This is a genomic window from Caproicibacterium amylolyticum (assembly GCF_014467055.1).
GTDB lineage: Bacteria > Bacillota > Clostridia > Oscillospirales > Acutalibacteraceae > Caproicibacterium > Caproicibacterium amylolyticum.
In genome coordinates, this window is the sequence record NZ_CP060696.1 from 811,990 (window position 1) to 831,800 (window position 19,811).

18 protein-coding genes and 1 tRNA gene are annotated in these 19,811 nt (G+C 49.2%); 9 read left to right on the forward strand and 10 right to left on the reverse strand.

What is annotated here, in order from left to right:
* Window positions 1-56: 56 nt before the first annotated feature.
* On the forward strand, window positions 57-2,720 hold the full coding sequence (locus tag H6X83_RS03635) for a YfhO family protein (RefSeq protein ID WP_212507801.1): 2,664 nt from the start codon (window positions 57-59) through the stop codon (window positions 2,718-2,720).
* 62 nt (window positions 2,721-2,782) lie between these two features.
* On the opposite strand, the gene H6X83_RS03640 is transcribed toward H6X83_RS03635, so the two are convergent.
* Window positions 2,783-3,955 carry a glycosyltransferase family 4 protein gene (locus H6X83_RS03640; RefSeq protein ID WP_212507802.1) on the reverse strand — a complete coding sequence of 391 codons (1,173 nt, stop codon included), beginning with the start codon at window positions 3,953-3,955 and terminating at the stop codon, window positions 2,783-2,785.
* Between the two features lie 260 nt (window positions 3,956-4,215).
* Here H6X83_RS03640 and hprK point away from each other — a divergent pair, with 260 nt between their 5' ends.
* The 8 genes from hprK to pfkA all read left to right on the forward strand — a co-directional run bounded on the left by hprK (window position 4,216) and on the right by pfkA (window position 14,465).
* Entirely contained in the window at window positions 4,216-5,181 is a 966-nt protein-coding gene (gene hprK, locus H6X83_RS03645) for an HPr(Ser) kinase/phosphatase (RefSeq protein WP_212507803.1), read from the forward strand.
* Window positions 5,182-5,344: 163 nt separating this feature from the next.
* Window positions 5,345-6,082, forward strand: coding sequence for a phosphatase (locus H6X83_RS03650; RefSeq protein ID WP_212507804.1), 738 nt, complete (start codon window positions 5,345-5,347; stop codon window positions 6,080-6,082).
* Window positions 6,083-6,108: 26 nt separating this feature from the next.
* Window positions 6,109-7,017 (forward strand): UDP-N-acetylmuramate dehydrogenase, encoded by a 909-nt coding sequence (murB, locus tag H6X83_RS03655; RefSeq protein ID WP_212507805.1) that lies wholly within the window; start codon window positions 6,109-6,111, stop codon window positions 7,015-7,017.
* 12 nt (window positions 7,018-7,029) lie between these two features.
* A complete protein-coding gene (gene rapZ / locus H6X83_RS03660; protein WP_212507806.1) occupies window positions 7,030-7,887 on the forward strand; it encodes an RNase adapter RapZ in 858 nt (285 codons plus the stop codon).
* A gap of 39 nt (window positions 7,888-7,926) precedes the next feature.
* Window positions 7,927-8,787: an AAA family ATPase gene (locus H6X83_RS03665; RefSeq protein ID WP_212507807.1), complete on the forward strand. Its 861-nt coding sequence runs from the start codon at window positions 7,927-7,929 to the stop codon at window positions 8,785-8,787.
* Between the two features lie 39 nt (window positions 8,788-8,826).
* The gene (whiA, locus tag H6X83_RS03670; RefSeq protein ID WP_212507808.1) at window positions 8,827-9,744 is read left to right on the forward strand and encodes a DNA-binding protein WhiA; all 918 of its coding nucleotides are present in this window, start codon (window positions 8,827-8,829) and stop codon (window positions 9,742-9,744) included.
* Window positions 9,745-9,829: 85 nt separating this feature from the next.
* A complete protein-coding gene (locus H6X83_RS03675; RefSeq protein ID WP_212507809.1) occupies window positions 9,830-13,345 on the forward strand; it encodes a DNA polymerase III subunit alpha in 3,516 nt (1,171 codons plus the stop codon).
* Window positions 13,346-13,496: 151 nt separating this feature from the next.
* Window positions 13,497-14,465, forward strand: coding sequence for a 6-phosphofructokinase (gene pfkA, locus H6X83_RS03680; protein WP_212507810.1), 969 nt, complete (start codon window positions 13,497-13,499; stop codon window positions 14,463-14,465).
* Window positions 14,466-14,525: 60 nt separating this feature from the next.
* On the opposite strand, the gene H6X83_RS03685 is transcribed toward pfkA, so the two are convergent.
* The 9 genes from H6X83_RS03685 to H6X83_RS03720 all read right to left on the reverse strand — a co-directional run bounded on the left by H6X83_RS03685 (window position 14,526) and on the right by H6X83_RS03720 (window position 19,622).
* A complete protein-coding gene (locus tag H6X83_RS03685) occupies window positions 14,526-14,705 on the reverse strand; it encodes a hypothetical protein (RefSeq protein WP_212507811.1) in 180 nt (59 codons plus the stop codon).
* Window positions 14,698-14,886 carry a hypothetical protein gene (locus H6X83_RS03690; RefSeq protein ID WP_212507812.1) on the reverse strand — a complete coding sequence of 63 codons (189 nt, stop codon included), beginning with the start codon at window positions 14,884-14,886 and terminating at the stop codon, window positions 14,698-14,700. Before H6X83_RS03690 ends, H6X83_RS03685 begins: the two co-directional genes overlap by 8 nt.
* A 194-nt stretch (window positions 14,887-15,080) precedes the next feature.
* Window positions 15,081-15,737 (reverse strand): NAD(P)H-hydrate epimerase, encoded by a 657-nt coding sequence (locus H6X83_RS03695; RefSeq protein ID WP_212507813.1) that lies wholly within the window; start codon window positions 15,735-15,737, stop codon window positions 15,081-15,083.
* Between the two features lie 21 nt (window positions 15,738-15,758).
* Window positions 15,759-16,943 carry an MFS transporter gene (locus H6X83_RS03700; RefSeq protein ID WP_212507814.1) on the reverse strand — a complete coding sequence of 395 codons (1,185 nt, stop codon included), beginning with the start codon at window positions 16,941-16,943 and terminating at the stop codon, window positions 15,759-15,761.
* 175 nt (window positions 16,944-17,118) lie between these two features.
* Window positions 17,119-17,883 carry a hypothetical protein gene (locus H6X83_RS03705; RefSeq protein WP_212507815.1) on the reverse strand — a complete coding sequence of 255 codons (765 nt, stop codon included), beginning with the start codon at window positions 17,881-17,883 and terminating at the stop codon, window positions 17,119-17,121.
* Between the two features lie 23 nt (window positions 17,884-17,906).
* Complete coding sequence (locus H6X83_RS03710) at window positions 17,907-18,449, reverse strand: hypothetical protein (RefSeq protein ID WP_212507816.1); 543 nt, start codon at window positions 18,447-18,449, stop codon at window positions 17,907-17,909.
* A gap of 142 nt (window positions 18,450-18,591) precedes the next feature.
* Entirely contained in the window at window positions 18,592-18,726 is a 135-nt protein-coding gene (locus H6X83_RS14670; protein WP_281391050.1) for a hypothetical protein, read from the reverse strand.
* 332 nt (window positions 18,727-19,058) lie between these two features.
* Window positions 19,059-19,135 (reverse strand) — tRNA-Arg (locus H6X83_RS03715).
* 73 nt (window positions 19,136-19,208) lie between these two features.
* On the reverse strand, window positions 19,209-19,622 hold the full coding sequence (locus H6X83_RS03720) for a helix-turn-helix domain-containing protein (protein ID WP_212507817.1): 414 nt from the start codon (window positions 19,620-19,622) through the stop codon (window positions 19,209-19,211).
* Between the last annotated feature and the right edge of the window lie 189 nt (window positions 19,623-19,811).

The window sequence follows — 19,811 nt, forward strand, 5'->3', positions numbered from 1 at the left end:
GCAGGTTTCCTCCGTGGGGTAAAAATCTGTGCTGTAGAGGCAAAGGAGATGAGCCATTGCGAAAACAGCGAAACAGGGCAGTCTGGATGGCACCGCTTTCGGTTCTGCTGCTGCTTTTGGGCTGCTTTGCTGCCGCCGGGTTGTTTCCGTTCGGCAGCAAAACGCTGGCATGGTGCGACATGAACCATCAGGTTGTTCCGCTGATGATGGACTTTAAGGACATACTGGCGGGAAAAACATCGATGTTTTTAAATCTGCAGAGTGCCGGCGGCATGGACTTTTGGGGTGTCTTTTTCTTTTTTCTCTCCAGTCCATTCACTTTTTTGGCGGCGCTTGTGCCAAAAGCTGATTTTTATCTTTTTATGAATGTTCTGGTACTGCTGAAGCTTGCACTGGGTGCCTGCACTGCGGCCATTCTTTTTACCAATGTGTTTCCGCACCTGCACGAGGTACAGGCGAGCTGCTTTGCAGCAATGTATGCCTGCTCCGGTTTTGCGCTGATGTACTACCAAAATCTTGTGTGGCTGGACATGGCGTGTCTGTTTCCACTGCTGATGCTGGGAGTGTACAAGCTGTGCCGGGAAGAAAAACCGGCACTGTTTGTGCTGATACTGTGTGCGGTCATCGTGGTGAACTATTACTTAAGTGCAATGGTGTTTTTTTGGCTGGTTCTGCTGTTTACAGTGTTTGCCGCATTTGTTCTGCGTACAGCAAAGCGAGGCCGCGTGCTGGTGCAACTGGGGCTTTCCACAGCGGCAGCACTGCTGGCAACGGCAGTGGTGTGGCTGCCCTCCTATATGGAATATTTGAATTCCGGTAGGGGAGTCAACTTAATATCCAGCCTAAGCGGCGGCAGCTTTACACCGAACTTGCCCACGACGCTGCCCATTTTTTACTGTACGGCGGCGGCAGTGGCAGCGATTCCTTTATATCTGCTGTCCCGCAGCAGAAGTCGGATATATGGTGCGTTGTTTGCTACGCTGCTGTTCCTGCTGCTGCCGCTGCTGATTGACCCGATTGACCGCATGTGGCATCTGGGCAGCTATCAGGCGTTCCCCATTCGGTTTGGATATATCATCACACTGACCGGTCTGTTTTTGACGGCGAGACATTTGAACGAAAGCCAGCGTTTTGCTGTACCGCATCAGCACACAAGTCCGCAGTTCCTGTTGCTTGGCTGTGCCGGCTGCGCGAGTGTGATTATTTGCGGTGCATGGCTGCTGCAGGCACACCGAAAAGAACTGACAAATTATGCGCAGACATTGTGGGCAAGTAAAGAAGCTCTCTACCTTGGCTTTTTATTTGCCGCTGTGGCATTGGCGGTGTATTTGCTTCTGTTTCTGGGGTTTCGCTGCCGCCGGTTTTCCGTTGGAGTGCTGTGTGTGCTTTTGTGCGGAGTAACTGCGGCGGAAATCTGCTTTAATGCCAATGTCTATGTAACGGCTGCCGCAAACGACGGACACTCCTATAAAACGGTTGCAGACCTTGAAAATCGTATACCAGACACTTCCCTTTACCGTGTTAAGACAGACGACCTGTACTATGATACGAATTTGACCGGCGCACTGGGGTATCCGGCACTGGAACACTATACTTCACTAACAGACGGCGTTTATATGGATACACTCCAGAAAATGGGCTATTCCTCCCACTGGATGGAGAGCCGATCCAGCGGCGGAACGGCACTGACAGATGCACTGCTGGCGCAGAAGTACAGCATTGTACGCAGTGACGCGGAAACTAACCGAAAAAAAGTATACGGCAATGCAGACTATTCCATTGTGCAGCAGCCGTACAGCCTGCCGTTTGGTTTTGTAACGCAGAATTTGGGCACGGAATTAAAGGACGGTGATCGTTTCGCTGTACAGAATTCGCTGTACCAGACCTTTTTCGGGAAATCGGACACACTGCTGACGCGCTGTGAACCAACGGAGTTTGACCGTGCACAGGTGCAGAAGTTTAAAGATGGCAGTGCGCACGTTACCGCATCAGCGGGCGGCAGCATTCTGTATCACATTTTAGTGGACAGAAAAACCACACTTTACTTTGACTGCTATAATAAAGCTTCGCGCGACCTTGCCAGCTCACTGGACAACGCATTCCGTATTTACGTAAATGGGGTGCAGGCAACCAACAGCTATCCAAACAGTAATTTTAATGGTTTACTGAATCTCGGCAGCTTTGAGGGGCAGGCGGTGGACATTCAGGTGGAGGTGCTGCGTGACGTTAGCTGCCGCTCCTTTGGTGTGGCAAAACTGGACAATTCCAAGCTGGAAGCAGCTTTAAAGCAGACGGAAACAGCGGACATCAAAGCTTTCGGCAGTACGTTGAGCGGAACGGTCACAGCGCAGCGCGGCGGCTGGCTGGTACTGCCTCTGCGCGGAAGCAGTGGTTTTACCGCCGCTGTGAACGGACAGAAGGCCGAAATTGGCACAGCGGCTGGAATGTTTTTGGCTGTGCAGCTGAGTCCCGGTAAAAATAGGTTGGAAGTCCACTATACACCGCCCGGTTTTATCGGCGGTGCAGTGTGCAGCGTGTTTGGTGCAGCGGCGGTTGCAGGTATCCTGCTTCTGCAGCGAAAAAAGCTGTTTGGCCGGCTTGGGTGGCTGGAAAAGCCCGTCGGATTGCTTTTTGCGGTGATTTCCGCTGTTGTTACGATTTTACTGTATATTTTTCCGGTCGTACTTTATGTTACCAAAAATGCATCCCTTCTTTTCTAAAACGGGAGCAGAAAAAGCGCGTTGATTCGGTTCACTAAAACCGTATCAACGCGCTTTTCATTTTATTCATCCCGCAGGCTTTCTTTATGTCTGTGTTTTGCTGTTTCGTAAGTATCCGCCATGACAGCGGCAAGATTTTTGTCAGAAAGATTGATTGCGCTTTTGCGAACCAGCTTGCGCAGCAGAACCTCACCCTCCGGGTCAAGCTCTGCCATCATGTGCAGCTTTTCACCGAACTGCGCAGGGGTATCATAAGTAAAACCGTTTACACCGTCGCGCACCAGCTCCGCATTGGCGCTGTCCTTTTGCAGAATGACTGGCAGACCGGCGGCCTGCGCTTCCAGCGGGGAGGCTTTTACCGCGGAGGAACGGCTGGCACTGACAAACGCGCGGCAGCAGGAGAAGCAGTCGTTCAAATCATGCTGCGAAAGCTCGCCGACGAAGGTAACCTGATAAGAAAGGGAGAGCATTTTGACCTTTTCTGCGAAGAAAGCGGCATCCGCCCCGCTGCCCGCAACGATAAGGTGCAGGTTGTCGATTGCAGGAACAGAAGCGTTCCACGCTTCCAACAGTTCATCCAGCCCACAGTCGTCAAGCAGCCGGCCTGCAAAAATGTAGCAGGTGGCGTCTTCCGGCAGGTTCAGACGTTTGCGTGTCTGCTCGGTTGCCTCGGCAGGGTGAAAGTTTTCAAGGTCAATGCAGTAAGGGGAACGTTGCAGGTCGCAGGGAATGTCCAGTTCCTGCAGCAGACCGGCGGTTTGACCGGAGGGTGAGCAGACCACATCACTTTCCGTAACGATTTTCCGCACGGTACTGCGTACTTTCATTTTGGCAAGATTGTCGTAGGCTTTGTTGATGCCATAGCCCTCTAGCGCATCGTGCAGATTGTGAATGGTGGTTACCAGCGGCAGGCGGCGTCGTTGAGCGTATTTCAACCCTGCAAGTCCCATTTCATCCAGTGTGACAATATGAACAATATCCGGGCGGAAATTATTCAGCAGTTCTTCCATGGGGCCAAGCAAACTTGTGCGTACAGACATACCGTAAAGGCTGGGTGTCATTTTTGCCGGGCAGTATACTTTGCCGTCCTGCGCAAAGCAGTCATCGATTGCCGGGTCGGCGGTGACCAGCAGAACCTGATGCCCCGCCTTTTCCAGCCCGCTTTTCAGCACAGAAGTATAAGTGGAGGCGGCACATTTTACTGCACCGGCCCCAGAAAACAAGGCGACTTTCATAAATGACCTCCGATAAGGTTTTTGCCCGGCAGACAAAAACGAACAGGAAAGTGCTGCCTGAAACGAAAAAAAACTCCATCCGGACAAAATCAGAATTATTTACATTATAGCACAATATTCGCTCTGTTCAAGTTGAATAAAGGAAGAATAATTTATCTTTTGCTGTTTTTAGGCTTTAAACTTTTCTTGCCATAGGATATAATAGAAAGAAATGGCGGCACTCTGCCGTGCAGCAAAACAGAAAGAGCAGGTGTTTTCGTATGGCTACAACGTACAGCGTTTCTTTGGATAAGGTCATTAAGGAGCTTTCCCTTGAAACCATTTATATGCCCAGCGATCCGGAGAAAATTCTCATTACTTCCACGGATGTGAACCGCCCCGGCCTGGAACTGAACGGTTTTTACGATTACTATGATACTTCGCGCATTATTGTTTTTGGCAACGCAGAAACTGCTTTTTTAAATGACAGCCCGGTGGAAAACCGCAAAAATGTACTGGATGAAATTTTCAGCAAGCAGCCGCCTGCGGTCATCATTGCCCGCAAGCTGGACCCGGTGCCGGAGCTGATGGAGGCCACAAAGAAATACGGCGTTCCGGTGCTGACCACTGCGGATACGACCAGCAGTCTGGTTGCTTCATTAGTTGCGTACATGAATGTTGAGCTTGCTCCTCGCATTACCCGCCACGGTGTTTTGGTAGAGGTTTACGGCGAAGGTGTGTTGATTGTGGGCGACAGCGGCGTTGGCAAGAGCGAAACTGCCATTGAACTGATTAAGCGCGGACACCGGCTGATCGCGGATGATGCTGTGGAAATCCGCCGCGTTTCCGCAAAGAGTCTGGTGGGGCAGGCTCCTGCCAATATTCGTCATTTCATTGAACTGCGCGGAATTGGCATCATCAACGCCCGCCGCATTTTTGGTATCGGTGCAGTCAAAGTTTCCGAAAAAATTGATTTGGTTATCAATATGGAGCAGTGGGACGGCCACAAGGTTTATGACCGCATGGGTATTGACAGTGAGTATACGGAGCTGCTTGGCATCAAAGTTCCGGTAATGACCATTCCGGTCAAGCCGGGGCGTAACCTTGCGGTTATCATCGAGGTGGCGGCAATGAACAATCGACAGAAGAAGATGGGCTACAATGCGGCGGAGGAACTGCTGCAGAGTTTGGGCATGGATCTTTCCATGGTGAAGCAGCAGGAAACAAAGCTGGAACTTGAAATCTGATTTGAACAGAACCAAAATGAAGCACCATGTTGCGGCTTTCCCGCCCTTGAGCGTGGACACAGCGGCGCATGTGTGCTATCCTTTTGTTGGGGGAGCACCTGCGGCGCCCTTCCGAAAATTACCGATAAATGGTTTATGGGGTTTTACAGGGGGCATACTGAAAATGAAGATCATCGCGGATCTGCACATGCACACAACGGCTTCTACGCACGCTTACAGTTCGTTGCAGGAAATGGTGGATGCAGCAGCACAGCGCGGGCTGCAGGCTGTGGCGATTACCGACCACGGCATTACCATGCCCGGCGCGCCCGGCAAATGGTATTTTCACAATCTGCGGGTTGTACCGCGCAGCTTTCACAATGTTTTGGTATTGCGCGGGCAGGAAACGAATATTATCGACTATGAGGGTCATATCGATGTGGAGAAGGACTGCCTTGCAGACCTTGACTGGCTGGTTGCCTCCATTCACTCAATTTGCATGCCAAAAAATGAAGTGCCCACGCCGGAAAAAGTGACGCATTTGTGGGAGCAGGTGTGCAAGAATCCGCACGTCAATGTAATCGGTCACTGCGGCTGTCCGGAGTATGCGTTTGACTATGAACGTGTGATTCCGCAGTTCGGCGCGGCAGGAAAATTGGTGGAACTGAATGAAAGCACATTTCGTACCCGCGAGGATTATGTGCCTAACTGCCGCCGCGTTATGGAGCTGTGCAAAAAGTACCGTGTGCCGATTACGGTGGACAGCGATGCGCACTTTTCCACGCTGGTGGGGGACTTTCCGCGCGCGCAGCGCCTGCTGCAGGAACTGGACTTTCCGGAAGAGCTGGTTGTAAACTCCAGCATGGAAAGGCTGAACGCATATTTAAAAGAATACACCGATGTGTTTAAAAGCATCGATTGAATGAATAAATTTAGGAGGACAATCCAATGGAAAAAATCGAAACCCTGAAAAGAACGGCAGAAAATGCCGGCTGTCTGGTATTGAAAGAGGAACCAATGAGCCGGCATACTACCTTTCAAATCGGCGGTCCGGCGGATTTGTATATTGCCGTTAAAGATATTATTGCTTTAAAAGATATTGTACGCACGGCTTCCGCACTGAACATTCCGCTCATGACACTTGGCAACGGCAGTGATGTGCTGGTGAGTGACAACGGCGTACGCGGCGCGGTACTTTCCCTGACAGGGGATTTTCGCCGTATTACCCTTTCCGACCCGACCACGATTTCCTGCGGTGCGGGTGCCACACTGGCGGGACTGTGCAAATTTGCACAGCGCAATGCGCTGACCGGCCTTGAGTTTGCGTGGGGTATTCCCGGCAGTGTCGGGGGTGCGGCCTTTATGAACGCAGGTGCTTACGAAGGTCAATTCAGCGATGTGCTCATTTCTACAACACACGTTACCAGCACCGGTAAAACAGATTCTCTGCTTGGTCCGGAAATGGAAATGGATTACCGCAAAAGCGCATACCAGAAAAACGGCTGTATTATCACTTCTATTGTAGCACGGCTGGAGCAGGGAAATCAGGAGCAGATTGCAATGCAGATGGAGGATTACTTCAACCGCCGCAAGGAAAAGCAGCCGTTGGAAATGCCCAGTGCAGGCAGCATCTTTAAACGTCCGGATGGTGCTTACGCTGGCGCGCTGATTGAGCAGTGCGGCTTAAAAGGCGAGCAGATCGGCGGCGCGATGGTCAGCGAAAAGCACGCGGGCTTTATTGTGAACGCAGGTGACGCGACTTGCAGTGATGTTATGGCTTTGATAGACAAAATTCAGGAGACCGTGCTGAAGCAGACCGGTGTGAAGCTGGAGTGTGAAGTTCGCCCCGTTTCCTAAGGAGTTTTTAAAATGGATTTTATTATTGTTACCGGGCTTTCCGGCGCGGGTAAGTCCCGCGCGGTTCACGCGCTGGAGGATATCGGTTTTTACTGTATGGACAACATTCCACCCAAGCTGATTCCGGCTTTTTATGACTTGTGCATGCAGGCAAAGGACACGCTTTCCCGTGTGGCAGTGGTGACTGATATCCGCGGCGGCGGAATGTTCTCCAGTCTGTTGGACACACTGGAAGAACTGCGTATAGCGGAAAAAACCTACAAAATTCTTTTCCTGGATGCGAGCAACACGGTGCTGATCAACCGTTTTAAGGAAACCCGCCGGCGGCATCCGCTCTGTGAGGCTTCAACTGGGCTGGAACAGGCGGTCAAGTTGGAACGGGAGATTCTGCGCCCGGTGCGTGAGCTTGCGGACTATGTGATTGACACCTCACTGCTTTCTCCTGCACAGTTGAAGGAGCGCCTTTCCACACTGTTTTTGGGTGATGTAACCTCTGCACTGCAGATTCACTGCATGTCCTTTGGCTTTAAGTTTGGCATGGCAACGGAGGCGGATTTGGTGTTTGATGTCCGGTGCTTGCCAAATCCATATTATATTGATGAACTTCGGCACCAAACAGGTTTAGACGCTCCTGTGCGGGATTACGTGCTGAAATGGGGGCAGACCAAGGGCTTTGTTACGCGTCTGCTGGATTTGCTGGATTACATGATTCCACTGTACTGTGACGAGGGAAAAAGCCAATTAGTGGTTGCCATTGGCTGCACCGGCGGGCATCACCGTTCCGTAACGATTGCACAACTATTGTATGAGCATTTGATTGAAAAGGGCTACCGTGCCAGTGTCAATCATCGGGATATTCAGAAGAACTAGAGTTGAACAGCAGATATGGGCGGAAGAACGGTATGAATTATGGTCACTTTTTTGAAATCTTTTACATTTCCTTCCGATGGGGCGGAAAACAGTTTTTTTGACGGTCAAAAGCGGACTTGTTTTCAAACTTATTATCCGTTTCAAGTGCTGACGCATCGTGGCCTTCCTGAAATTATATTTGAACCGGTTACCATTCTGTACGGCGGGAATGGTTCCGGAAAAACGACCATGCTGAATGTTATGGCGGAAAAGCTGCGGGCGTATCGCGATTCTGCTTTTAACCAAACCAATTTTTTTCAGGATTATGTTGATTTGTGCAGTATGGAAGCGGGCAAAAAACGTCCGGAAAACTGCTATATCATCACAAGTGATGATGTTTTTGATTATATGCTCAATATTCGCTCATTGAATTCCGGCATTCATCTTAAACGCGACGAGTTATTTCAGGACTATACTCAGGCGAAATATGCACACTTTCAGATGAATTCTCTGGAAGATTATGAAGAACTGAAAAAGCATAATGCGGCAAAGCGGCTGTCACAGTCGAAATTTGTCGGTGCACGTTTGCCGGACAATGTCCGGGAATATTCCAATGGGGAAAGTGCCTATCTATATTTCACGGAAAAAATAAAAGAAAATGGGCTGTACTTGCTGGATGAACCTGAAAATAGCCTTTCGCCGCAGCGCCAGATGGAACTGACGCAGTTTTTGCTGGATTCCGCGAGATTTTATGGCTGCCAGTTTATTATTTCTACACATTCACCTTTTCTGCTGTCCTTAAAGGGCGCCAGAATTTATGATTTGGACGCTTCGCCGATGCAAGTGCGGAAGTGGACAGAACTGGAGAATGTAAAAATTTATCACGAATTTTTTTGTGTACATGAAAAAGAATTTTCATAAGATTCTTGCTGAATTTTCTTATAAAGGAGTGCGGTGCAGATGTCTTTTTCCGCAGAAGTGAAAAATGAACTGTGCAAAAAGAAGCCGCAAAATCTCTGCTGCCCCAAAGCAGAATGCTACGGGATGCTCCTTTTTGGACGCTCCTTTAATGAAGCGGGCATTTCGCTGACGACGGAGAGCGGCGCGGCTGCCCAACGTGCCGCACAAATGACCGCAGAAATGACTGGGGCGATTGTTTCCACCCGCACGGTTCTGCGCCGCGCTTCCCATCCGGCAAGTGTGGTTTCTGTGGATGACGAGTGGGACAGGCAGCGTGTGCTGGACTTTTTCGGCCATACTGGCAGGGAAGTAACGCTGCGGCTGAACCGCGCCAATCTGGAAAACGACTGCTGCCCCGCGGCATTTCTGCGGGGGGCTTTTCTTTCCTGCGGAACGGTGGTGAATCCGCAGAAAGACTACCGACTGGAATTTGTTGTGCCGCGCATGCATCTTTCACGCGACATGGCGGCGCTGCTGGATGAATTGCCGGTTACGCTGCTGCCGGGTGTTTCACAGCGTAAAGGCACTTATGTAGTTTACATAAAAGGTGCCGATCGTGTGTCAGACTTGCTGACGCTGATGGGCGCGCCTAAAGCCGCTATGGAAATCATGCAGATGAAAATGCTGCGCGAAGTGCGCAACCAAATTAACCGGCAGACCAACTTTGAAACTGCCAATCTGGACAAAACTGCTTCCGCGGCCGCACGCCAGATTCACGCGCTGCAGGGACTGCTGGACTCCGGTGCCGGGCTTGCGGTTTTGCCGGAGGATTTGCGGGAGCTTGCGCGCCTGCGGTATGAAAATCCGGAGCTTTCCCTGCGGGAACTGGGGGAAAAGCTTTCGCCGCCGCTTTCCCGTTCCGGTGTCAATCACCGTTTGCAGCGCATTACCGAGCTTGCAGAAAAATTGCGCCCGTAGCTTCCTTAGAAAGTAGGTAGGGTTTGGGACAACGCCTCAAGGCCTTGGTGCAACTTACAGCAAAAACAGGAAAGGAACGTGTGCCATGTTTGTTCATTTACATCTTCATACGGAATACAGCCTTTTGGACGGTGCCTGCCGCATTGAGCGGCTGTTGGACACAGCACAGGCACGCGGTGACAAGGCAGTTGCAATTACCGACCACGGCGTAATGTACGGCGCGGTCGATTTTTATAAGGCGGCAAAAAAACGCGGCATTAAGCCGATTATTGGCTGTGAAGTTTATGTGGCACAGCGCAGCCGCTTTGACCGTACACGCGAATTGGACGGTGAAAACCGCCATTTGGTGCTGCTGTGCGAAAACAATACCGGCTATCAAAATCTAATCCAGATGGTCAGCCGTGCATGGACGGAGGGCTTTTACAGCAAACCGCGTGTGGATATGGAACTGCTGGGAAAGTACCATGAGGGCATCATTGCGCTTTCCGCTTGTTTGGCCGGTGAGATTCCGCGGGCACTCAGCGCAAATGACTATCCGCTTGCAAAGGAAGCTGCGCTGCGGTACGAAGCTATTTTCGGCGAAAATAATTTTTACCTGGAACTGCAGGACCACGGCCTGCCGGAGCAGAAGCGGATTAACCCGCAGATTATCCGGCTTTCGCAGGAAACAGGGATTCCACTGGTTGTAACAAACGACTGCCATTACATTGAACAGGAAGACAACGAAATGCACCACATCCTGCTTTGCATCCAGACCAACCACACGCTGGATGAGGAAGGCGGGCTGGAGTTTGGCAGCAAAGAATTTTACTACAAAACCGAGGAGCAGATGCGCGCACTTTTTCCGGAGCATCCGGAGGCAGCGGATAACACCGCTAAAATAGCTGAGCGGTGCAACGTGGAATTTGAATTCGGAAAAACCAAGCTGCCGCGGTTTGACACACCAAACGGACAGGACAACGTGGCTTATTTCCGTGAAAAATGTTATGCCGGGCTGCACCGGCACTACGGCGGAAATCCGCCGCCGGAAATTACACAGCGGCTGGAATACGAACTGGATACCATACAAAAAATGGGGTATGTCAACTACTATCTCATTGTTCATGATTTTGTTCGGCACGCGAAAGAAGTCGGAATTCCGGTGGGCCCGGGGCGTGGCTCCGGCGCGGGCAGCCTTGCCGCATACTGCATCGGTATTACCGGTATTGACCCGATTCAGTATGACCTGCTGTTTGAACGGTTTTTGAATCCGGAACGCGTCAGTATGCCTGACTTTGATATTGACTTTGCGGATGACCGCCGTCCGGAAATGATTGATTACGTCGTGGACAAATACGGTGCCGACCATGTGGCACAGATTGTGACTTTTGGCACCATGGCGGCACGCGGCTCTGTACGCGATGTCGGCCGGGTGCTGGGAATGTCCTATGCGGCAGTGGACAGCGTTGCAAAGCTTATCCCCACTGTGCCGGGACAGAATATCACGCTGGACAAAGCACTGGAAAGCTCCAAGGAACTCAGAGCACGCTATGACGAAGATCCGCAGGTGAAGCGTCTGCTGGATATGGCGCGTAAGCTGGAGGGTATGCCACGCAATGCTTCTACGCATGCCGCCGGCGTTGTCATTACGGACAAGCCTGTGGCGGAATATGTACCGCTTGCGAAAAACAATGATTCTACCGTGTGCCAGTACACGATGACAACACTGGAAGAACTGGGCCTGCTGAAAATGGATTTCCTTGGTCTGCGCAACCTTTCTGTGATTCACGACGCAGAGGAGATGATTCAGCGGGAAAAACCGGATTTTAAAATCAGCGAAATTCCGCTGGATGAGCCGAAGGTATACGCTCTTTTTACAGCGGGCAACACAGAAGGAATTTTCCAGTTTGAGTCCGCCGGCATGCGCAGCATGATGATGCAGATGAAACCGGAAAAGCTGGAGGATTTGATTGCAGCGAATTCGCTGTATCGTCCGGGACCAATGGAGTTTATACCGAAGTACATTCAAAATCGTCAGCATCCGGAGAGGATAACTTATGCACATCCCCTGCTGAAACCAATTCTAAAAGTAACCTATGGCTGCATTGTATATCAGGAACAGGTCATGCAGGTGTTTCGCACACTCGCGGGGTACAGCCTTGGCCGTGCAGACATTGTACGGCGCGCCATGAGCAAGAAGAAACATGATGTCATGCAGCGCGAAAAAGAAATTTTCATTCACGGCCTGCAGGCAGAGGACGGTACTTGGGAGGTGCCGGGCTGCCTGCGAAACGGTGTGGATGAACAGACGGCATTGAAAATTTACGGCGAAATGGAAAGCTTCGCTTCCTATGCGTTCAATAAGTCCCATGCTGCCGCGTATTCGTATTTAGCGTATCAGACCGCATATTTGAAATGCTTTTATCCGCGCCAGTATATGGCGGCGCTGTTAACCAGTGTGCTGGACAGCACCGGCAAACTGTCTGGGTACATTGCTGAATGCGGGCGGCTGCATATCCGGGTGCTTGCACCGGATATCAACAGCAGCGAAGCCGCTTTTACCGTATGTGGCAAGGACATCCGCTTTGGTTTGCTTGCAGTACGAAATCTGGGGCGCGGGCTGATTGACGCCGTGATTGGGGAACGCAGGCAGTTTGGAGCGTACCGTTCTTTTTATGATTTCTGTAAGCGGACCTTTGACAAAATGAACCGCCGCTCTTTGGAAAGCTTTGTAAAATGCGGCGCATTAGACGGTCTTGGGAGCAACCGCCGAGAGATGATGACTGCGGTCCCGCTGGTGCTGGATGCATTGGCGAACGACAAGCGCCGCAATGTTGAAGGGCAGATTGGCTTTTTTGACCAGCCGGATGAGCCGAACGGTGCGGAAGAAGATTTCCAAATGCCGTCCATGTCGGATTACAGTACGGGCGACCGGCTGGCAATGGAAAAAGAAGTCACCGGTATGTTCCTTTCCGGCAATCCGCTGGCAGATTACGAGCATTTGTACAGTAAAATCGGCGCGGCAAAAATCGGTGACATTCTGGAAAACTTTGAAAATGAACAGGGCGGCCGCTGGCACGACGGCGACCGTGTGTGCTTATTGGGCATGGTTGCCGGAATAAAAACGAAGGTTACGAAAAACAATAGTACTATGGCATTTGTTACATTGGAGGATTCCTGTGGCGCAATGGAAATACTCGTCTTCCCGCAGACACTTGCGCACGTTTCCCCGCTGCTGGAGGAGGGGAAAGCACTGTGTGTAACCGGTAAACTGAGTGTGCGTGAGGAGGAGGAACCCAAGCTCCTTTGTGACGATGTGCGTGCAGCAGCCGATGCGGAATCTGCACAGCGACAGCCGCCGGTACCGCCTGCCGTTCCTGCTGCGGGCAAGCACGTAAAACCGGGACTTTATCTGAAGGTACCGAATGAAACTGACCCCGCATATCTGCGAGCAAAGAAGTATCTGGCAGTTTTTGATGGACGCACACAGCTGTATGTTGTTTTTGCACAAGAAAAGAAAATGTTCCGCGCCCCGGCTTCCTGCGGCGTAGACGTAAATGAAGTACTTTTGCGGGAACTGCGCGGACTTCTGGGCAATACAAATGTTGCGTACGTGCAATAATTATCCATGTTGAAAGTACAATAGTCCATATAATGCCCTTGTAGATTGTTAAAAAATAGACTATAATGAAAGTGTTTTGAATGATAAGGAATCCTGTCGATTTTCGACAGTTCCTGTAGATTGGTTAATGCTTGAATTGGAGGTTTTTGAAATGAGTGCAAAGTCCATTGCTGTTTTGACCAGCGGCGGTGACGCTCCTGGCATGAACGCGGCTGTCCGCGCAGTAGTGCGCGCTGGCATTTCGAAGGGATTTGGAGTTTTGGGGGTTCGCCGCGGTTACAACGGCTTGCTTTCCGGGGATGTAGAAGAAATGAACCTGCGCAGTGTTTCCGATATCATCGGCCGCGGCGGCACCGTTCTCTACACTGCCCGCAGCCCAGAATTCAACACGCCGGCGGGTGTGCAGAAGGCGGCTGAGGCCTGCAAGAAGCTGAATGTGGTCGGTATCGTTGTAATCGGCGGCGACGGCTCCTTCCGTGGTGCACGCGACCTGACCGGCGCAGGTGTACCCTGCATTGGTCTGCCAGGTACGATTGACAATGATATTGCTTCCAGCGAATATACCATTGGTTTCGATACAGCTATGAATACCGCAGTTGAGATGATTGACCGCATCCGCGACACTGCCGAGTCCCATGACCGCTGCAGTGTGGTAGAAGTGATGGGCCGCCGCTGCGGTGATTTGGCACTGCAGGTTGGTGTTGCAGTTGGTGCAACTTCTATTCTCGTTCCTGAAGTCGAGTGGGACTTCCAGAAAGATATTATCGACCGTATGCGTTTTGCGCAGAAGAGCGGTAAACAGCACTTCATTATTATGGTTGCAGAAGGTGTTGGCGGCACAACCGAGTTGGCAAAGAAGATTCAGGAAACAACCGGCATCGAAACTCGTGCTACCATTTTGGGCCATGTACAGCGTGGTGGTTCCCCGACTCTGCGTGACCGCGTTGTTGCCAGCGAAATGGGCTATCGTGCAGTGGAACTGCTGGAAGCAGGCAGCAGCAACCGCGTTGTGATTATGCGCGGCGGCAAGATTGTTGACCTTGACATCACAGAGGCATTGAGCATGCAGCGCGTCTTCGACAAGAAGCTGTATGATATTGCTCTGCAGATTTCCATCTGATTTTTATAATTAAAAACGGCACCGAAAGCGTTTCCGCTTTTCGGTGCCGTTTTTTGTGCATTAAGAGAAAGCAGCAACCGTGTCCTGCATTTCTTCAAAGGAAGACGGATCTGCTTCCCTTATTTTTTGCTGAACGGCATCCGGCTGCGAATAAAAGAATTCGTAACTGGAAGTGTCCTGGTCCAAAAGGTCGGTAAGGCACAAATGCTGTCCGCGGCCGGGTGCAGGTGCTTCAGCCATCTGCCTCTCCTCCAATCCGGCGCACAAGTGCGCGCATGTCATTTTTGGAACGAACAGCGCGGGCTTCCTGCAGCACAGTCTGCTGGGCAATGTGATCCATTGCTTCAAAGTTTTGTGCAGCTCTTTCGTTTTCAAATAATGCCATGCCGAAACCAAGAGGTAAATCTCTGAGTGGTTCCATAAAAACACCCCGCATAAAAAGAAAATTTGCCTTCCCTGACGGTGTCATAAGCCACGCATTTCAGCGCATTTTATGAACGATTCGACAGGTAAAGACAAATTTAGTGTGTACATCCGCACGGCGGTTATCCACTGCAGGAAAGAGGTATCTTTATTGTTTGTAGGAAAAATTTTGCAGATTATGTTTTCAAAAAATTATTCAGAAATTTCGTGACACTTTTCCGGAATGCCAATATCAACCGGGACGATTTTTCCACAGAACAGTGCGGAACTGTCCAAAGTGTGTGCGGGTTTTAGTGAGTCAAATACAATCGTCCATGCTGCACGGATGGCATCCGGGTCAGCTTCACCGGAGTCCGCGTTAACACCGCTTGGAATGTCCAGAGAGAGAACAGGACAGTCGCTGGAATTGATAAGTTTGGTGATCAGCCGCATATTTGGCCGCAGAATGCCGTGAAAGCCGGTCCCGTAAATTGCATCAATAATAAAGGTACCGCTTTTCAAATGTTCTGCAATGCATGCGGTTTCTTCTGCAAAATCGAGAACCAGAATACCGCAAGCTTTTGCCTTTTCAAGATTCAGACGTGCGTCAGGCGTTTGTACAACACCGTCTGACAGCACAATCGTAACATTGCATCCGGCAGCTTTGAGCAGACGTGCCGCAACAAAACCATCCCCGGCATTGTTGCCTTTTCCCGCAAATATCGTTATCGTGTGAACACTGGGCTGCAGAGCAGTGAGGAATCCGGCGGCTTCCGTTCCGGCATTTTCCATCATTTGTGTGTATGAAAGACCACTTTGAGCGGCGTTGTGTTCGATTTGTTTCATTTGTGCAACTGTAACTGTTTTCATAATAATGCCTTTCTCCATATTTCATGATGCGGATTTTTTGATGCCGCGCAGTGCCCGCAGACCGACCAGCAGAATCAACGGAAACACAATCGCTGCCAGCAGCCCAAACTGCAGTTTGCCGCTGGCAGCCGCGGCAACCGTGCCGACAACTGCAGGACCTGCGGTGCAGCCGACGTCACCGGCCAGCGCAAAGAAAGCAAACATGGCGGTGCCGCCCTGCGGGCAGTGATGTGCGGCAAGGCTGAAGGTGCCTGGCCACAGAATGCCAACAGCGAGGCCGCAGAGTGCGCAGCCCGCCAAGGACAGCAGAGGGAGCGGTGCAAAAACTGCCAGCAAATAACTTGCGATGCAGAGCACTCCGCTGATGGTCATGAATTTTTTCAAATCAATTTTCTCACCGAATTTTCCGTAGAATGTGCGGGAAATTCCCATTAATACTGCAAACAGGCATGGCCCAAGTAAATCACCGATTGTTTTGCTGACCCCCAGTCCTTCTTCGGCAAAAAGCGATGCCCACTGGCTCATTGCCAGCTCGGAAGCGCCCGCACAAATCATGAGCAAAACGAAGATCCAAAAAATCTTAGTTGAAACAAGATCGTGCCAGGACATCGCCTCATGACTTTCCACCGGAGGCTTTACCGGTGCACCTGCAAACAAATAAATATTAAAAATCGGAACCAACGACCACACAAGCGGCAGAAAACGCCAGTTTGCAATGCCCACTTTGCTGAAATAGAGGGTGGAAAGCAGGACAACACCAACCTGTCCCCAGCAGTAAAAGGAATGCAGCATGCTCATAGCGGTTGATTTTTCTTTTGTCGGCAGTGCTTCCACAATCGGACTGATCAAGACTTCAATTAGCCCGCCGCCCAGCGCGTACAGTGCGGTGCAGGCCAGCAGACCAGCATAGGGGGAGGGGAACAAAAACGGAAAAGTTCCCAGCCCAATCAATCCTGCCGCAGTGAAAACGTGTGCCGCAAGGATGCAGGGCTTGTAGCCGATACGGTCTACAAATTTTGCGGACAAAAAGTCAACCAGCATTTGGATACAGAAATTAAACGAAACCAAAAGGCTGATTTCCTGTAAAGAAATCGAAAACTGTGTTTGAAAAACGATGAAAAGCAGCGGTGCCAAATTGTTGACGATTGCCTGTGTAATATATCCTGTGTAGCTTGCAAAAAGTGTGCGCTTGTAGGACTGCTGCAAAGGGAAACGCCTCCTGTATTTTATACTTCTATGTAACTGAGATACTGCTTTTAGTATAAACGATTGTTTCTTTTTTGACAACCGGCTGCTCTAAAATGCGTGACAAAAATTCGTGTGAAATTTTGTGACATAAAAAAGCAGAAATGCCTTCCTAAAAGCATTTCTGCGAAGTTGATTAAGCTGAAATTTTTGTATCTTCTCTCTGCAGCGATTGAAATAAAGCAAGCATCCTTTGTGTGAACTGCAAGTGTTCACTATAGGATTGAATTAAATCCAACTGCAATTTTGGATCATTTGCCAGCAGACGCGCATTATATTTCTTAAAACTGCCGTTTGCTGCTTGAAAGTAAGACAGACCATCTTTATAGTATTGGATACCCTTTTGAAAGATTCGAATCATATTTCCGCTTTCAGAAAGTGAATCGTCCAGATAGTTAGCATTATCAGTCCAGTGTCCTTCCAGAAACATCATACCCTGAAAATCACGCCAGTCTGCTTTCCGCCAGAACTTCGATACCGCATCGGTTGAAGAAATCGCATTTAGGTTTGTTAAATCAGCCATGATATCATAATAATCCTGCGGTGAAAGATTTGTGATGTCATATTTTTGTTTTAAATCTGCAATTTCTGCATCTGTAAGGGAACGGCTACCGGTGGCTGCCCAGTTAAGCGTCTTTTTGGTATCAATCAGCGAGTCATTTGATCTATGTCCAATGTCTTTTGCAAAAATCTTGTCATCAAAGTAAGCACCGCCAATCATAGCGGCAGAAGCCCTGCTTTGCGGTGGAACTGCTTCGGATGTTGTGGTTGGTTTTACCGATTCGGTTTGAGCTGTTTCCCCAAGCAGTAATTGGAGAAATTCTTGATTTTGGTTTATTGCTACTGTTCCCAAGGAATGAGGAGCAGAAATATTTATGTTTTGCGTGTTTATAGAAAGCATCTTTCACACTCCTTTACGCATTTTTAGCCGACTGTAATTTGCCCTTCCATTCCAGTAAAATAGGTGTCGTTTACAACTCTGTCTATGGAAAGCCATTGCGTAGATACAAAGGGGATTGTAAATTCCACAGTGAAATATGTGTTTAGTGGTAAATCGCTTTCAAAAAATGCTGGTAATCCAGTATTTATTTTGTCACTGATTTTAACATATTGCGTGTCCATTGTTTGTACTGGAATTGAGATGTGCCATTCATTACATCCCTGCGCTGAGTATGTAACATAATCATCACGGGATATGATATAGTAGGGCTGAGTACTCCAACTGCTGTACTTATTTTTTACGGAAACTGGGTCAGATAAAAATCCATTTCTGTTATTGTAAGCACGAATTGTCGCATCGCCCCAGCGCATGAAATTATGTGAGCTGGACGCAATATTGTTGGTATTCTGCAAACTGATTTGTTTTGTAGATTGTTCGGAAGCAAATGCTGGTGCAGTGCTACACACAATCATAGTCATTGCACAAAAAAAGCAAAGTGATTTTTGGAAAATTTTGAGTTTTTTCATGTTAGTACCTCCTGAATAAATATTAATATATCTATATTTTACCACATAAGAGCAATAATTCAAGTAAAATGCAAAACTTTTTAGGGGTAATTATGGAATTGGATTTAAGAAACAATAAAAGCCGCCCGAAGGCGGCAAAATGTTAAACGTCGTTGTGCTCAGTGGATTGTTTCTTGGTGTTTTTGTTCTGATTTTGATTTTCCTGCGTAATGGGAGTCTGCCCGTTACACTTCTTTTTTCTGGCGGTTTTGTTGTCCGGCTGGCTGTCCTTTGGCATTACAATCACCTCCGCAGTAGTGTGGCGCAAAAGCAGGAAAATATGTATTGGTACGCGCCACTTTTTGTATTTTCAAGTAAATAATAATGAATTACATTTCTATTTACTGTCCCAATTACTGTCCCAAAATCGGTTGGATTTTTTGCGTGCAGCCAAATGAGCGTGTGCAAAAAGGAACGTGAGCCGATGTTTAGTTTTAAAATAAAATGACTCAATGCGTGTTGCCGAAATTATCAAGTTTGGTTTTGCAGGGGTATGTCCGCTATTAAAACTTAAAAAACAAACCCACACAGTCAAACCATCAAAAATGGCTTAACCATGCGGGCTTTCTTTGGTGCGCCTGGGAGGATTCGAACCTCTGGCCTTTGGAGTCGGAGTCCAACGCTCTATCCAACTGAGCTACAAGCGCAAACTAGCTGTTAGCTTATACAATATCAAAACAGCTTTATTATTATATCACGTTTTTGAGGGTGTGACAAGCATTAAATCAAATCCAGCGTTTCGCAATGCAGTGCCGATGCAATTTTGCCTAAAACAGCACTGCCGGGTTCCACTTCGTGATTTTCAAGCTGATATAATTCAAATACGGTCAGTCCTGCACTATCGGCTAACTGCTGTCGGGTTAAACCAGCTTGTTCCCGGCGGCTCGTAATTTTCTTTTCCTGTTCCAGCAGAAAGGCAAGTTCGTGCTCGCTGTCTACCAGCAGGGGGGCACCATTGTGCATCTGAAGCTGGCAGCTGCCGGCATTGGAATAAAACTGTCCGTCTTTCAGTGTGTAGCCTTTTGGCAAAACGTAATCCCTACCACCGTCGTCATCTCCGTTTGCCTCCGGCTGGAGGGAACAAGCGGATTCTTCTTCACCATGTGTATCATAAATATAAATTTTTACAGTCATTTTGCAGCCTCCAAAACGATTTGTTTTCTTTCCTATTATATAAGGTCAGAATACAAAATGCAAAAATTTTATCCGCTTGACATCAATTCGAACCCTGTGTACAATGAAAAGAAAATGCTAAACATTTGCATTTTTCAGTTCTCATGTTACAGTGGCTCTTGACTTAATTGGTTCTGGAGGGTTATTAGG

Bases quoted from the DNA above. Each gene is read 5' to 3' on its own strand.
- H6X83_RS03685 (WP_212507811.1), bottom strand. From the start codon at position 14,705: ATGGCTGAAGCACCTGCACCCGGCCGCGGACAGCATTTGTGCCTTACC.
- H6X83_RS03695 (WP_212507813.1), bottom strand. From the start codon at position 15,737: ATGAAAACAGTTACAGTTGCACAAATGAAACAAATCGAACACAACGCC.
- H6X83_RS03675 (WP_212507809.1), top strand. From the start codon at position 9,830: ATGTTTGTTCATTTACATCTTCATACGGAATACAGCCTTTTGGACGGT.
- H6X83_RS03710 (WP_212507816.1), bottom strand. From the start codon at position 18,449: ATGAAAAAACTCAAAATTTTCCAAAAATCACTTTGCTTTTTTTGTGCA.
- murB (WP_212507805.1), top strand. From the start codon at position 6,109: ATGGAAAAAATCGAAACCCTGAAAAGAACGGCAGAAAATGCCGGCTGT.
- H6X83_RS14670 (WP_281391050.1), bottom strand. From the start codon at position 18,726: ATGCCAAAGGACAGCCAGCCGGACAACAAAACCGCCAGAAAAAAGAAG.
- H6X83_RS03705 (WP_212507815.1), bottom strand. From the start codon at position 17,883: ATGCTTTCTATAAACACGCAAAACATAAATATTTCTGCTCCTCATTCC.
- rapZ (WP_212507806.1), top strand. From the start codon at position 7,030: ATGGATTTTATTATTGTTACCGGGCTTTCCGGCGCGGGTAAGTCCCGC.
- H6X83_RS03650 (WP_212507804.1), top strand. From the start codon at position 5,345: ATGAAGATCATCGCGGATCTGCACATGCACACAACGGCTTCTACGCAC.
- H6X83_RS03690 (WP_212507812.1), bottom strand. From the start codon at position 14,886: ATGGAACCACTCAGAGATTTACCTCTTGGTTTCGGCATGGCATTATTT.
- hprK (WP_212507803.1), top strand. From the start codon at position 4,216: ATGGCTACAACGTACAGCGTTTCTTTGGATAAGGTCATTAAGGAGCTT.
- pfkA (WP_212507810.1), top strand. From the start codon at position 13,497: ATGAGTGCAAAGTCCATTGCTGTTTTGACCAGCGGCGGTGACGCTCCT.
- H6X83_RS03665 (WP_212507807.1), top strand. From the start codon at position 7,927: ATGGTCACTTTTTTGAAATCTTTTACATTTCCTTCCGATGGGGCGGAA.
- H6X83_RS03720 (WP_212507817.1), bottom strand. From the start codon at position 19,622: ATGACTGTAAAAATTTATATTTATGATACACATGGTGAAGAAGAATCC.
- whiA (WP_212507808.1), top strand. From the start codon at position 8,827: ATGTCTTTTTCCGCAGAAGTGAAAAATGAACTGTGCAAAAAGAAGCCG.
- H6X83_RS03640 (WP_212507802.1), bottom strand. From the start codon at position 3,955: ATGAAAGTCGCCTTGTTTTCTGGGGCCGGTGCAGTAAAATGTGCCGCC.